We start from the raw sequence: 13,972 nt of genomic DNA, 5'->3' as shown, positions 1-13,972 counted from the left end.
GAAGCAGAACGTGGAAGATATGGGCGGGCACGCCCGCCGTGACGGGTAAATCAGAGGTCTGGTTACGCGGCTTGGGCCACGGCTACGGCCACGGCCGCGGCGCTCGCCGTGGCGAGCGCCGCCTGCCCTGCCTTGGCGACCGCGTCGTCCACCGGTCCCTGGGCGGCAGACACGGCGTCCCGCGCCGGCTTGTTGGGGTCTTCGGCGGCGGTGGAAGGGGTGTACCCGGCGACGATTCGCGCCAGCAGCGTCATGCCGTCGCGCAGCGCGACCGCCGGCTGCCAGGCGGCCGCGCCGGCGGCCTGCCGCTGCTCTGGAGTTGCGTCGTCGGCGGTCCCGGCCTTGATGGCCTGCGTGTAGTTGCTGGTATCACCGAAGAAGTCGTCGACCGTTTTCTGCGCGGCGGCGACGGCGTCGTGCGTGTCCTTATTCTTTTCCTCCGTCTCGATCGTCAGCACCGCCTGGGCTGCCTCGTCGAACTTCCCCTTCGCCGTCGTCAGCGCGGTGCTGGCGTCGGTCAAACCCTTCTTCGCGACGTCCAGCGCCAGCGGGGCAGCCTGTGTCCACAGGCCCGCTTCCAGGCTGGGGTTCGTGCCCAGCTTGGCCATCAGGTCGGCGAGGTTCCGCCGGGTCTGCATCAGCGCGGCGAGCTCGGGCACCTGCTTGATGATGGAGATCGGACCGAAGTCCTCCATCACGCCGAACGTCAGCGACGGGGCGAACGGCGTCGTCCCCGTGCCGGAGGCGGGCTGGTACGTGTTGCCGTCGGGAGCGCGCGAGACCTGGTACAGCGGCTTGGGGGCGAGCTGAAGCGCGGGCCGCAGCTTCGCCATCACGTCCTTGATGTTGTCGCGGTCGATCTCCACGAACGTGCGGTCGGCGATGGAGCCCTGCGGCGCGCTGCCCGCGAAGTCTCCGATGATCCCCACGATGAAGGGGATCTCCTGCTTGACGGTGGCGCCCAGCGTCTCCACGTCGTACGTGATCTGCACCCGCGGGGGGCGGTTGCGGTCCAGCCAGTGTTGAAGCGATCCGTCCATGGTACCTGCTCCTTGATGGGGAAACGGGGTTGGGAAACGGGCCCTCCCGCGCCTTGCGGGAAGGGTGGGACGGCGGCCCTGCGTCCGCCTACGGGCGCCCTTCCGCGGCCAGGCCGAGGAGCGAGCGCAGCGTCTTGAGGTCGTATCCTTCGTCGATGAGGGCGCCCAGCAGCTCGCCCAGGTGCATGCCGCCCCAGCCCACCGCGCGGCGCACCAGCCACGGCGCGGGGCTGTGGGGCTCGGTGCGGGCCAGGTAGTCCGCCGCGGCGGCCAGCGCGGCGTACGCCTCCGCCCGGCCGCGGATGGCCGCGCCGTACTCGGGGACGAGGGGCTCGTACGTCTCCTCCTCGTCCGGGTCCGCCTCGTACGCGTCCGTGAACCCGGGATGCTCCGGGTCTTCGTGGAGGAGCGGCTCGTCGTCCGTATCCAGCGGGTCCGGTTCGGCGGGGCGCTCCGCCAGCTGGGCGGCCACCCACCCGTGGATCTCGGCGACCGTACGGTGCAGCGGCTGCAGCGACGGGGGCGGACCGGCCCAGCGCTCCCGCAGAAGCTGCTGCAGCGCGTCCACGGCGGCGGCCGTGTCCGCCAGCTCCCGCTCCACGCGGACGTAGAACGCCGTGGGCGTGCGGGTGGCGGCCTGCAGCACGTCGTCGGGCGTGGCGTCGTCCGGAGCGGGCCGCTCGCCGGCCGCGCGCTGCGCGCGGTCGCGGTACAGCGCCGCCTGCCATGCCTCCCAGGTGAACCCGGCGGCGCCGGCCCGCGCCCCGGTGAGCTCCACCCGGCCCAGCACGCGGGGAAGGTGCTTGGCCATCCAGGCAAACGGCCGCTCCAGGACCTCCGGGTCTCCCTCCAGCGCGCCGCCGCCGGAGAGGGCGTGCACCAGGCGCAGGCCGTGGGACGCGCCGGAAAACCCGTGGATCATCACCCACGCCTGGGTGAGCCACCCCGCCACCTGCAGATCGCCGCCGCCGGTCTGCAGCGCCTTGACGGCCAGGGCGGCGGCGTGCCGCGGGTCCGCGCGCTTGAGCGGCCGCTCCCAGATGCCGCGCGGCACGGTGGAGTCTTCGTCGCGCAGCGCCTCCTGGATGCGTGCCCAGGTGCCGTCCGCGCGCAGGTCGGCGCGTCCGGGCGCGGGCGCCAGCACCCGCCGCGCCAGCTCGTCCACCGCCGTCCCCGGGGCGGCGGCGTGCAGGGCCACGTCGCTCATCCGACGGCCTCCACGGCCGGGGCCGCCAGGGAAAGGCAGAGCGTCAGCCGGCGCGGCGCGGCGGCCGGGCCGCACGCCACCGGGGGCAGCACCTGCAGGCGTTCGCCCGGGAGCACGAACGCGCGGTCCACCGCCACGCGGAACCAGATCCGCCCGTCGCCCGCCGGCATGCCGGGCGGGGGCGGCACCACCTCGCGGGGCGCGCCCACGCCGTCGCCCGCGGCCAGCGCGGGCATGCGCGAGGCGCTGGCGATGCGGGCCCGCGCCACCCAGTCGCGCAGCTCCCGGGCGCTGGCGCGCGGCGGGGCCACGGCGCCCACCACCAGCTCTTCCAGCTCCCTCCAGGCCGGGCGCGCCGCCAGGCGAAAGCTTCCCCGGTGCCGCCGGAAGGGCACCAGGACGAACGCGTCCTGCACCTCGTCCGCCGCCCGCTCGCAGAACTCCAGCAGGGGCTGCAGCGAGCCCTGCGGGTCGTCGTGGTCGTACGGGGCGAACAGCGGGGCCGGGCGTCCGGGCCCGGCCGGGCCCAGGTGTCCCGCCAGGTCGCACAGCGCCAGGTAGACGGAGAAGGGGTGCGCCGCCCCCGAGTGAACCAGCGCTTCCAGCCGGGGCAGCGCGGCCGAGAGCGCCGCCAGCCCCGCCTGCGCCGCCGCCGCGCGCCCCGCGTCTCCCGTGGCGCGGGCCCGGCGCAGGGCGCGCCCCATCCCCCCCGCCCGCGAGCGGACGGTGCACGCCAGCCGGGCGCAGCGGTCGCCCAGGGGGAGCCCGGGGGGCAGGGAGAGCAGCGGGGGAAGCGTTCCGGCCAGCGCCCAGCCGCCCTCCGTGCGCCGCACCCGCGCCAGGGGAAGCGACACCCACCCGCGCGGCCGCGCCTGCGACACGACCAGGGACAGGCGGGGCCGCAGGCGCGGCATCTCCACCGCGGCCGCGCTGGACACCTCGTCGGTTTCGGGCTCGCCCGTGTAGCACTCGAAGCGGGCCAGCTCGCCCGTGGCGGCGCGGGCGGTGCGCGAGCGCACCGCCAGGTGCACGGTCACCACCCCGCCGCGGGCGGTGCCCGCGTACGGGGCCAGCTGCACCTGCAGGGGCGGCGTGGTGCGGGCGTCGTACCGGGCCACCAGCCCGTCGGGCATAAGCGCCTCCAGCTCCTGCACGGTGAAGGTGCCCCCCTGCAGCGCGGGGCAGTCCAGCACCAGCCGCCGCACGCCCCAGTGGTAGGGCGAGAGCGCCGCCACGTGGTAGGCCAGCAGTGCGTCCGCCTGCAGCTGGGCCTGCTGAAAGTGCTGCGGCGCCAGCAGCATCCCCTCGTACCACGCCACCGCGTCGGGCACGGCGCCAAAGCGGGTGGTCTGCCCCGTCCCCGGCGTGGGGCGGCAGGGGGCGGCCGCCGTCACGGTCCCAGCCCCCCCCACGGTCCCGGTCCCGGGCGCGGGCGCCGGGGACGGGGCGCAGCCGCAGCCCTCGCGTTTGCGCGCCGTCACGGGACCAGCTCCGTGGCCTGCCCGGGCGACAGCACCTGGATGACGCCCGCCCAGGTGCACATCAGCCGGCTGTTCGTGTCCAGGGCCGGGGCGCTCCCCACCAGCACGGTCGGCGCGCCGGGCAGCCAGGGCGCCGGGGTCATGGGGATGCACGGCATGGGCGTAAGCACGCCCAGGGCGGCGGCGGTGGCGGTGGCCACCATGGGATTGGCGATGGAGGTGCACGTGCCGAACGGAAGCACGTTCAGCAAGGGCACGTGGTCCATGATGTTTGCCGCGGGGGTGCCGGTAAGCACCCGGTTTACGGGCAGCACCACCAGCGTGGAAGGCGCCGCCCCGAAGCTGCACTTGAGCGTGGCGCCCATGCATACCTGAACACTCATCGTCTTTCCGTTGGATCGAGGGTTTTCGCCGCCCCGCCCTCCTGCGCCGCCCCGGCCCCGCCGGAACGCATCCACCTGCCGAACAGCCGTGCCAGTACGCCTGCCGCCGTCAGCCACGGCCCGCCCCCGGCCGCCGCGCCCGAGCGCATCCACCGGCCGAACAGCCACACCAGCACGCGGCCCGCCGGCACCCACCGACCGCTCCGCGCCGCCTCTCCACCTGCCTGGAAGTGGCCTGTCCCGGCGCAGCCGACGGGTTCCGCGCGAACGGAATACGCAGGACTCATCTCTTTAATCATATGTTTAGTCCCGTTTGTAATGATCGCCGCGAGCGGTGGGGCGGGATCGGGCAGCGTTTCCGCCGCCGGAGCGTCCTGACTCTCCGCTGAACTGCCCGGACCGGTCCAGAGCCACGCGAACTGCGGATCCATGGCCCGTGCGGCGGACGGCGGGTCGGCAGCGGCCGGCCGGCCCAATTCCGCGGGGGCATCCGGCGACTCCAGGGCCGGCTCCGCGAGGGGGCCCGATGACTCGTCCTTCCCCGACGTGTCTCCAGGCGGCGCATCGCCGCGCGACTTCGCCGGTGGATGGTCATCCCCCGCTCCCGCGGCGGGTTGCCGGGGACCTGCCGCAGCCGCATGGCCCCTCGTCAGGTCGAAGCTTGGCGGCGCCTCCGCGGGCGGGACCGGGGGCGGATTCGCCTCACCCTCCGGCGGATCACATGCACGTGGTGGATCTGCCGGCGCCGCGATGACATCTCCATCCGAATCCCCATCCCCCGTCCGCGCTCCCGCCGGGGTCTTCGCCTCTGCCCGCGCCGCGCCGCCCTGCGGCAGACCGCATGCACGTGGCGAATGTGCCGGCGCCGCGATCACATCTCCCTCGGCATCTCCATCCCCCGTCCGTGCTTCCGTCGGGGCCTTCGCCACTGCCCACGCCGCGTCGTCCTGCGGCGGACCGGGACCGGGCGAAGCATCCGTCGGCGGATCGTCCGTGTCCCGCAGGTCATTGGCTTGTCCTGCCGGCTCCGGCGCGACGGGCGGATGGGTCGCGTCCCGCACTTCATCGAACCAATCTGCAGGCTCCGGAACAGCGGGCGGATCGACCGTGTCCCGCACGTCTTCGAATCGTCCTGCCGGCTCTGGAGCGGTGGGCGGATGGGCCGTGTCCCGCACTTCATCGGACGGTCCTGCCGACTCCGGAGCGGCGAGCGGATTAGCCCTGTCCCGCACCCCATCGGACCTTGCCGGCTCCGGCGCGGCGGGCGGATGGGCCGTGTCCCGCACGTCATCGAACCGTCCTGCCTGCGGCGGAACAGGGGGCGGATGGTCCGGGGGCGGGCGGGCCGGGGGCGCCTCATCGGCCACAGGCGTTGGCGGCGGGGGCGGCGCGGCCAGGGCGGAGGCGTCCCAGGCGCAGGTGATGCCCCACAGCGCCTCGCCCTGGCGGAACCAGGTGCGCATCATGGCGCGGCCCCGGGTGTCGTACTGGGTCACGGCCCCGTGCAGCACGCCGCCGCCGTACTCCGAGCGCATTCGGACGGTCTCGGCCGGGGTGCCGTCGTAGAACTCCAGGCTCTCGCCCTCCAGCATCCCCGCCCGGTACGCTGCGCTGCGCGTTTTTCTGCCCTGGGCGGAGAACCACGTGGCCACCCCCTCCAGCCGGTCCGCCACGTAGGGGAGCGACGACGCCAGCGTGCCGTCCGCGTACCAGGCCAGCGCCGTACCCTGCCGCCGCCCCTGCACCCACGGCACCGTTTCGGCCAGGGCGCCACCCTGCCAGGTGGAGGCGTCGCCGTGCGGCGCGCCGGCGCGGTACCCGGCGGACCAGGACACGCACCCCTCCTCGTCCCGCAGCGTCATCTGCCCGTCCATCAGCCCGGCCCTGAACTGGGCACGCCCCTTCTCCCGGCCGTCGGGGGCGTAGAAGACCGTCGTGCCGTCCAGCAGGCCGCCGCGCATCTCCGCGCGCTCCGCCAGGTGCCCGTCCGCGTCGAACGTGTGCGCGACCGCCAGCGGGCCGGGCGGGGGCGGAGCGGGCGGGGGTGGCGGCCCCGGGGGCGCGCAGGCCGGCAGGACGGGAACGCGCGCCTTCACTGGTTCACCTTGACCAGCGTGCCCTTGACGGTGGTGATGCCGTCGCTGGACAGCTCGGCGGAGATGCCGCCCTTCGCCGCCAGCGTCGTCGCCGCGCTGGCCTGCAGCGACGTGCCCCCCTTCGCCGTGAACGACGTCCCCGCCTGTGCCGCCAGCGAGGTGCCTGCCTCGAGCGTGATGGAGCCCGACGCCTTGATGACGAGGTTGCCGGAGACGTTCAGGACGTAGTCGCCCCCGGTCTTGTGCGTGAACGAGGCGCCGTTGCTGTGCGTCTCTTCGCCCTGTACGGTGACGGTGCGCGTGCCCTTGCTCACCGTGAGGGTGTCGTTTCCCTGCTGGATGGTGGTGCCGCGGTTATGCACCACCTCCACGTTCATGTCCCGCCCGGCGTGCAGGTACAGCTCCTCGGCGCCCTTCCTGTCCTCGAAGCGGATCTCGCTGTACGCCGCGCCGCCCGGCGAGCTGCTGCTGCGAAAGGTGCTGCGGGTCTGCGCGCCGGGCAGGGCGTACGCCGGGGTCTGCGCCGCGTTGTAGACGCAGCCGGTGACCAGGGGGCGGTCCGGGTCGCCGTCCAGAAAGGTGACCACCACCTCCTGCCCGATGCGCGGCAGCACCACGCTTCCCCATCCCTTGCCGGCCCACCCCTGCGCCACGCGCACCCAGCATGAGCTGTTCTCGTCCTTGCGGCCGGCACGGTCCCAGTGGAACTGCACCTTCACCCGGCCGTAGCTGTCCGTCCAGATCTCTTCGCCGCCCTTGCCCACCACCACGGCCGTCTGCGTTCCCGCGATGCTGGGCCTCGGGGTGCGCGGCTCCGGCCGAAACGCGGTGCGGGCGGGAAAGGCCTCGAACTCGTTGGCGTATGCGTCCTGGTCCGCCCGCAGCGACACCGCGCGCAGCACGTACGCCGCGTTGGCGTCCGGCCGCTCGTGGCCCGCAAGGCTGAAGCGGTGCCCGGCGACGAATCCCCGGCAGGTACCGTGGCCCTTGAGCCGCTGCGCCCCGGCGGTACGGGCCTCCCAGCGCAGCCGGGCCAGCCGCTCGCCCGCGGCCTGCTGCGTGTAGCGGCCCGGGTAGTCGAACATCACGGCCGCCGCCCGGTCGCCCGCCGAGCTGGCCAGCAGCGGCGTGGAGGGCGTCTGGAAGTTGTAGTCGTCCAGCAGCACCCGGTCGATCGTTACCGCGTGCTCCAGCGTGCACGCGGTCACCGCGTCGTCCAGCTCCTCGGGAGTCCCGGCCGGGCGAACGTGCGCCGTGGCCAGCCCCGGGCAGGGGGCGAACTTCTCGGCATCGTCCACCAGGACCAGCGTGTGGCTTCCCCGCGCGTGCTCGAAGTAGTAGGAGATTCCCTCCTCCTCCATCAGCCGCGACGCGAAGTCGAAGTCCGTTTCGCGGTACTGCACGCAGAAGTCGCGCGGGTCGTACGCGCCGGTGAGTTCGCTGCGGAAGGTCCGGCCGCGGAACAGCTCCTCCAGGATCGTGGGCACGCTCTTTCCCTGGAAGATGCGGCAGTCCGCCCGCAGGGTGAGCAGCCACAGCCAGGGGCGCAGCTCCGCGCGGTAGCTGGCGGTGCGCACCGTGCCGGGGCTCTGCGCGAAGCGCGTGACCACGCCGTCGATCCAGCGCGGCTCGGCCCCCGTGCGCATCACCCCCACGCTCATGCCCTTTCCCACCGTGGACTGCAACTGCAGCGCGCGATCCTGCGACTCCAATTCCACCTCGTAGAGGAACGGCTCCGAAAGCGCCTCGTGCCCGCGAATGGACACGATCTCGCACGTATCGTCCTCAAAGGAGTATTTCAGCTGGAGCGGGAATCGGTACTGCGACACGACAGGGATCCTGCAGGGAGGGGAACTACCGTTTGGTGGCAGCTTGTTTCAGTTGGCACATCCAAGTAAACCCAATTCGCCAATCCGTACAAGCGGCTCTCCAAAAACGTTCGCACAATTCACAAATTAGCACGAAGTGTGCGTTGTTGTAACCGTAAGATGGAACAGGCGTTGGACGGACGCCTCGCTGTCGCGGTGCTGTCCAGATCATCCACCCCACGTCCGCCGAGCGGGTGTCCGTGACGATCTACACAGCGCGGCGCGTCGAGATGGTGCGCCGGCTCGCGCAGGGGGATCAAGGAGCGGCCACAGCAGCCGGGGTGGAAGCTCGCAGCGGCTGCCGCGCCGTAACGTGCCAGAATCGAGGCTGGGATGGGCCACATGAACGTCACCGTCGTCATCGACGCGTTCCGGGCGTTTGCGACTGCCGCGTACATCCTGCACCAGCGGCCTCGTGAGTACTGGCTCACGAGCACCAGCGCGTCGGCCGGGAGACTTGCCGCCGCCGAGCCCAACGCATTGCTGGTCGGGAAGCCGGAAATCGGCGCGCGCGTCGCGTATGACATCCCGAACTCCCCGACACGGGTCGTGGAGACCCGGATCGCTGGGCGGCGCGTGGTACACCGGACCGAGGCCGGCGCGAGGGGAGCGCTCGCCGCAGACGGCATCGTCCTGGTCGCCGGCTTCGTGAACGCGCGTGCGACGGCTGCGTGGCTGCGCCGGATGCGTGCGCACGTCCGCCTCTGGCCGATGGGACATGAGGCTGCTTCGCCCACCCTGGAGGACGACCTCTGCGCCGCCTGCATCGAGTCCCTGCTGATCGGCCATACCTTCGACCTGTCTCCGCACCGGGAGGCGCTGCGGGCCGGGCCGGGGAGATACTTCTTCGGAGAAGACCAGTGGCAGTACCCGCGCGAGGACTTCGAGAGATACCTGGAGCTAGACCGCTTCGACTTCGCGATCCAGGCCGATGTCCGGGGGGATCACGCGAGGCTGAGTGCCGTGGAGCCTCCGTGACGGACCGCGCCGAGGGTGGTGTGGGCGGTGGCGGCGCTCACCACTTCGAGCACCAGATCGCGGATGCCGCGGGAACGCCAGCGCAGGGCATCGAGGTCGCGCCGTGTCATGGCCCGCCATCGCTCGCGCGTCGTCCGTCGCTTGATGGCCGCCATGTAGTCGAAGTGGGGGGTGTTGAGCGCAAAGTGCATCGGGTGCACGATGATGACTTTCGTCCCCGGCTGCTCGAGCCCGCGAGCGAGGCTGCCCCCGATGGCGAGCGGATGGCCCCGGAACAGGAACCCGCCGTCCTCCATGAAGATGGGCACCTCCAGGCAGCCGTATCGATCGGCGAACGGGGGCAGCACCTCCAGGTCCGTGCACACGTTCGAGGAGATGCTGAATCCTGCGCGGGCCAGGGCTTCACGCGATCCGTTGCACGACGCGAAGCGGTGGCAGCGGAAGGCCGCCAGGTTGTGCGGCAGGTCGAGCACGTGGCCGACGACGGCGTCGATGGTGGCGCCGTGCGATGAATCGGACGCAAAGTAGGGGTGCACGCCGACCTCCAACTCATCCAACGCAGCCTCCACTCTCGGCGAACGATGGGTGGCGAACACCGTCACCGGTACGCGGAGCTCGCGAAACGCGTCCAGCGTCTCCTCGATCGCGGCTTCACACGCCCAATCCAGGTCGATGGTGACGGCGAGCGCGTTCACCGGCGCACCTGGTGGAACCGGCGGAACGCCGCTTCGTCGATGTCGGTCCTGGCGAACAGCTCGGCCATCGACGCGTAGCTGCGCAGGTCTTCCGTCCGCCGGCTCGTGGACCACGTGTCGCCCGGCCGCATGTACTGCGCGTTCCCGTAGGACAGGATGTTGAACAGCGAGGCGTTCATCTCCCCGTTGTCCTTGAAGTGCAGCGCCACGCCGCGTCCCTCCAGCGCCCGCGCTACGCGCTCCATGGACCGCGCGTAGTCCATGCCGCCGATGGCGTGGAGGCCGTCCCGTGCGGGGGCGTCATAGGACATGTACTGGTAGAACTTCCACGTTTCGATGCGGCCGCCGTTCGCCTCGATCGCGTCGAGGATGGCGCTCACCTCGTCCCCGAGCGCGTGGTGGTTGGACGTGCCCACCACGCTGTGCAGCTTCACGCCGATGCCCCGCCGCGTGAGCCGCCCACAGACCTCCACGGCGCGCTCGAAGTAGTTGCGCCAGCGGCCGTGGTTTCGGCCGATGCGCGTAAGCAGTTCGTCACGGTGGCTGTCCACGGTGATCGCCACCAGGTCCACGACCCCCGCCATCTCGTCCGCCACGGCATCGTCCAGGAAGGTGCCGTTGGTGTACACCTCGATCTCGAGGTTCTCCGTCGGCTCAGGCGATCGGTACCCGCGCAGGTGGCGGAGCAGGTCGACGAACTGGGCCGGCGGCCGCTTGCCCATGATCAGCACTTCGCCCCCCGACAGCGTCAGGCGGCGGAAGCCCAGCCGGTAGAGGTGCGAGACGAGTTCCTTCTTCCCATCGAGATCGAGCTCACGCCGCAGCTGGTGCGGGGCATCTTCCAGGACGCAGTAGCCGCAGTCCAGGTTGCAGCGATTCGTCAGCATCCAGTAGCCCTTGAAGAACGCTTCAGGCATCGGCCAGCTCCAGGGCGCGCCGCGTGGTGAACGGGCCCGGCGTAGGGTGGATGCGCGTGCCGTCGTAGTACGCCAGCAGCTCCTCGTCGTAGGGGCCGTCGCCGAACGCGCGGACACGCCCCTGGATGCCGAGATGCGCGAGCAGGCGATGCACGGCGCGCAGCTTGGACGCCGCCCACGGCCCCGCGTAGACGGTGCCCTGGTAGACCTCCATGCGAGCGCCCGGAACCGTCGAGCAGGTGCCGCATCCCGTCGTTGCGACCTGGAGAAGCTGGCCTCCCCAGCGCACGTCGCGGGCTGTCGGATGCACGGCGTGGAGCCGCTCCCGGAGCGCGGCGTCCATCGGTGTCGTCCAGAGGACCCGGCCACTTCCATCGGCCACGACACCACCTCCATATGCCACGATGCCGTCGGCATGGATCCCGTGCGCGTGCAGCGCGGACGCGACCTGCTCCAGCGGACGCGCGCTGCAGACGATCCTGCGCGGGTAGAGGCGGAACCGCTCGATGCACCTGCGCGTGCGTTCCGGGTCGTTCTTGTGGAACAGCGTGCCGTCGTAGTCGCTCACCGCGACGAATGGCGTCTCGGCCAGCTCGGCCGCGAGCCGGGCGGACAGGGAACGGTCGTCGTACAGCTCGCCGATCTCCCGTGCCATGGCGGACCAGGCCGGGAGGTCGTCCAGCAGCTCGTCGACAGCGACCGCGGCCACTTCGGCGTCATCGACAAATCTCGCGTAGGGGACGTGGCGGAGGTACTCGGCCGCCGCGCTTCCTGTCGCGCGGCCGACGTTCGGCATGCCGCCGGCGAGCGTCTCGAAGATCGCCCGTCCAAAGGTCTCGCATGAGGCGGCGGATACGTGCAGGTGGGCGTCCTCCGTTGCGGCGGCGAGGTCTTCGGGCGGCACGTATCCACACATGCGCACCGCATCGCCCAGGCCCAGCCGCTCGACCGCGCGCCGGACGCGGGCGGAGTACGCTTCGTCCTGCACGGGCCCGATCACGCGGAGGGTGGCTCCAGGGCGGCGCTTTCGCACCGCGTGGAGCAGGTGGAGCAGGCCCAGCGTGTTCTTCTGCGGCTTGATGCTCCCGATGCTGCACAACCTCGGCGGGCCGTCCATCTCGCGGACGCGCGGCGATACGCACCGCCGGTCCACCCCCCGCGGGACGACGCGGATGCGGTCTTCGGGCACGCCGTAGAACTCCACGAGCTGCCGGCGCTCCAGGTGGCCGGGCGTGAGCACGTGCGGCGCCACTGCCAGGACGCGCCGCTCCGCCCGGGTGTATTCCTCCGGAACCGTCTCGCCGGAGGCACGATAGGACGGGGTGAGGAACATCGGGAACGTCCACGCGGTGACGCCGTCCAGGGGAGCCTCCACGAACCCGAACTGCATGGAGACGTGCACGAACACCACGTGCGTGAAGTCCTGGGCGACCATGCGTACGCGGTCCGCGATGAAAGGCGCATTCTGGAGGCGGGCCAGGAACCGATTGGACGACCCCTTCGGGTAGCGATGATGCCAGTAGGCCGAAGCGTCGGAGCGTTCTCCGAACTGCATCACGCTCGCGGACGCGCCGAAGGTTCGCTGGATCGACTGGACGAGCCGCGCCCCGCCATCACGCCGCGCCTCCTCGGGGCCGCACTTCTCAGTGACGACGAGCAGCCGCATCCCGTTCCTCCCAATGGCGCGTGTACCGCGCGAACAGGTGGCTCCAGTCGTACGCATCCGTCGGCGCTCTCCGTTCAGGCCGATCGGCGAGCACACGTGACAGGGCCTCGATCACCTGCTCGGGCTGGCCGATGTCGACCAGCTCGCCCCGGCCAGGCTCGACGATCTCGTGAAGGGCACCGCCGCGACCGGCAATGACGTACGTGCCCGCGGACAACGCCTCCAGGATCGAGCGCCCCATCCCCTCCACGTGGACGTACGAGCCGCCCGGGACCGGCGTGGGCACGTCGCCGCTCAGCTGCACGTACACGTCCGCCGCCGCGATCTCGGCGCAGGTCGCCTCGTGCGGGAGCGCTCCCAGGAAGCGCACCATCGGGTCGAGGCCGTGGCCCCGGACCAGCGCCCGCGTTTCCTCCAGCAGCGGACCGTCACCGGCCAGCCGCAGTTGGAACGCGTGGCCACGCGCATTCAGCGCCGCGGCGACCTGGATGAGGAGGGCGTGGTGCTTGTAGGGGACGAACCGGGCGGCGCACAGCAGCACCGGCGGGCCCCGCCGCGCGGGCCGGGGCCTGGATACGGCGGAGAAGTTCACCCCACCGACACAACGGAGGAACGGACACTTCACTCCCGCATCCCGAAGCCGCCCCTCGGTGAACGCCGAGTTCGTCACCAGCGTGTCGATGGTGTCGTTCAGCGTGTCTACCCAGAAGCGGCGCCGGTCGGCATGGCTCTCGATGGGAGCTCGCTCGAGCGGCGCCTTCAGGATTTCGTTCCCGCCGGTGCGGTACGTGAACTCGGCGCCGGGGAAAAGGGAATGCAGGGTGCGCAGATCCTCGATCCAGCGCCCGCTGTTGAAGAACAGGATGGACGGCTCGTACCGCGCCGCGAACTGCTCCAGGTCCACCGGCTCGCGGCCGGCTGCCGAGACAAGGCAATCGGTTCCGCCGTGGTCCTTCGAGATGACCGCCATCAGCGGGAACTGCCGATGGTCCCGGAAATGTCGCATGAAGTAGCCCGCATGCATCTCCATGCCCCCGACGAGCGGCGGCAGGCGATCAGCGAACAGCAGGATCGGTGAGGTCAATGCAACTCAGCCGCGGGGGGAGTCGAAGCATGCGGATCGAAGCTTTAGATAGAAGATCCGGCCTGTGCGGGGCCATAGCACTACGGCCTGGTTACCAAAGTGGAGGGACGGATGACCCACGGGTGCTTGGCTTGATTATCCTACTAACCTTTTTAGCTGCAGCATGTAGGGTTCATTGATTCCGAGGCGCCAGTTCCACCGGAAGTCACCAATTCTCCGGGCGAGCAGACGCCGAAAGTATTGACGTTCTGGCGGATGGGCCTCCTGATCTATCATGAATCCATCCATCGTAGCACCACCTCCTCGGTACACACCTGCAAAAAGATAGCTCTCGCAGATAACCTGAGACTCTAAGTCGAAGGTATACGGAGTGGGGTGTTTCTCTGCGATAAAATCAGCAAAGACTCCGATTTGATCCTGCCTTATTCACCCCAAACGGGATCCGTGAGTCATAGCTAGAAAAAACCCATGTCGCATCTTCTTGGGTTGCAGTAAGATGGGTGGTGTCGAAGCAACCATCCGTCCACAAGCCCGTGAATCTACGACATGGGTGACTC

The 13,972-nt window shown here is 70.9% G+C and carries 11 protein-coding genes; 1 reads left to right on the top strand and 10 read right to left on the bottom strand.

The features are described 5' to 3' along the window. Positions 1-62: 62 nt before the first annotated feature. The 6 genes from VGC13_RS19905 to VGC13_RS19880 form a co-directional block, all read right to left on the bottom strand. Entirely contained in the window at positions 63-1,040 is a 978-nt protein-coding gene (locus VGC13_RS19905; RefSeq protein WP_331127038.1) for a type VI secretion system contractile sheath small subunit, read from the bottom strand. Between the two features lie 88 nt (positions 1,041-1,128). Continuing rightward, positions 1,129-2,247 (bottom strand): ImpA family type VI secretion system protein, encoded by a 1,119-nt coding sequence (locus VGC13_RS19900; protein ID WP_331127037.1) that lies wholly within the window; start codon positions 2,245-2,247, stop codon positions 1,129-1,131. Then, a complete protein-coding gene (gene tssK / locus VGC13_RS19895; protein WP_331127036.1) occupies positions 2,244-3,641 on the bottom strand; it encodes a type VI secretion system baseplate subunit TssK in 1,398 nt (465 codons plus the stop codon). Before tssK ends, VGC13_RS19900 begins: the two co-directional genes overlap by 4 nt. 83 nt (positions 3,642-3,724) lie before the next feature. Next, positions 3,725-4,111: a DUF4280 domain-containing protein gene (locus tag VGC13_RS19890; protein ID WP_331127035.1), complete on the bottom strand. Its 387-nt coding sequence runs from the start codon at positions 4,109-4,111 to the stop codon at positions 3,725-3,727. Then, a complete protein-coding gene (locus tag VGC13_RS19885) occupies positions 4,108-6,072 on the bottom strand; it encodes a hypothetical protein (RefSeq protein ID WP_331127034.1) in 1,965 nt (654 codons plus the stop codon). The genes VGC13_RS19890 and VGC13_RS19885 overlap by 4 nt, the downstream gene beginning before the upstream one ends. Positions 6,073-6,203: 131 nt before the next feature. Further along, positions 6,204-8,036, bottom strand: a complete 1,833-nt coding sequence (locus VGC13_RS19880) for a type VI secretion system Vgr family protein (RefSeq protein WP_331127033.1) — start codon at positions 8,034-8,036, stop codon at positions 6,204-6,206. Positions 8,037-8,417: 381 nt separating this feature from the next. Here VGC13_RS19880 and VGC13_RS19875 point away from each other — a divergent pair, with 381 nt between their 5' ends. Next, positions 8,418-9,053 carry a 2-phosphosulfolactate phosphatase gene (locus VGC13_RS19875; protein ID WP_331127032.1) on the top strand — a complete coding sequence of 212 codons (636 nt, stop codon included), beginning with the start codon at positions 8,418-8,420 and terminating at the stop codon, positions 9,051-9,053. Here VGC13_RS19875 and VGC13_RS19870 read toward each other — a convergent pair. The 4 genes from VGC13_RS19870 to VGC13_RS19855 are packed head-to-tail and all read right to left on the bottom strand — an operon-like array spanning position 9,020 to position 13,415. After that, positions 9,020-9,748: a hypothetical protein gene (locus VGC13_RS19870; protein WP_331127031.1), complete on the bottom strand. Its 729-nt coding sequence runs from the start codon at positions 9,746-9,748 to the stop codon at positions 9,020-9,022. The genes VGC13_RS19875 and VGC13_RS19870 overlap by 34 nt on opposite strands. After that, positions 9,745-10,665: a radical SAM protein gene (locus VGC13_RS19865; protein ID WP_331127030.1), complete on the bottom strand. Its 921-nt coding sequence runs from the start codon at positions 10,663-10,665 to the stop codon at positions 9,745-9,747. Before VGC13_RS19865 ends, VGC13_RS19870 begins: the two co-directional genes overlap by 4 nt. Next, positions 10,658-12,331, bottom strand: a complete 1,674-nt coding sequence (locus VGC13_RS19860) for a glycosyltransferase (protein ID WP_331127029.1) — start codon at positions 12,329-12,331, stop codon at positions 10,658-10,660. The genes VGC13_RS19865 and VGC13_RS19860 overlap by 8 nt, the downstream gene beginning before the upstream one ends. After that, on the bottom strand, positions 12,309-13,415 hold the full coding sequence (locus VGC13_RS19855; RefSeq protein WP_331127028.1) for a glycosyltransferase: 1,107 nt from the start codon (positions 13,413-13,415) through the stop codon (positions 12,309-12,311). The genes VGC13_RS19860 and VGC13_RS19855 overlap by 23 nt, the downstream gene beginning before the upstream one ends. Between the last annotated feature and the right edge of the window lie 557 nt (positions 13,416-13,972).

Source organism: Longimicrobium sp. (assembly GCF_036399255.1).
In the GTDB taxonomy this organism is placed as follows: Bacteria; Gemmatimonadota; Gemmatimonadetes; order Longimicrobiales; family Longimicrobiaceae; genus Longimicrobium.
The sequence above is the reverse complement of the archived record's forward strand: the minus strand, read 5'-3'. Positions and strand labels throughout refer to the sequence as shown.

What these genes read in the sequence shown, in the direction of transcription:
- VGC13_RS19905 (WP_331127038.1), bottom strand. Translation starts at nt 1,040, where the DNA reads ATGGACGGATCGCTTCAACACTGGCTGGACCGCAACCGCCCCCCGCGG.
- VGC13_RS19900 (WP_331127037.1), bottom strand. Translation starts at nt 2,247, where the DNA reads ATGAGCGACGTGGCCCTGCACGCCGCCGCCCCGGGGACGGCGGTGGAC.
- VGC13_RS19890 (WP_331127035.1), bottom strand. Translation starts at nt 4,111, where the DNA reads ATGAGTGTTCAGGTATGCATGGGCGCCACGCTCAAGTGCAGCTTCGGG.
- VGC13_RS19885 (WP_331127034.1), bottom strand. Translation starts at nt 6,072, where the DNA reads ATGCGCGGCGGCCTGCTGGACGGCACGACGGTCTTCTACGCCCCCGAC.
- VGC13_RS19875 (WP_331127032.1), top strand. Translation starts at nt 8,418, where the DNA reads ATGAACGTCACCGTCGTCATCGACGCGTTCCGGGCGTTTGCGACTGCC.
- VGC13_RS19865 (WP_331127030.1), bottom strand. Translation starts at nt 10,665, where the DNA reads ATGCCTGAAGCGTTCTTCAAGGGCTACTGGATGCTGACGAATCGCTGC.
- VGC13_RS19860 (WP_331127029.1), bottom strand. Translation starts at nt 12,331, where the DNA reads ATGCGGCTGCTCGTCGTCACTGAGAAGTGCGGCCCCGAGGAGGCGCGG.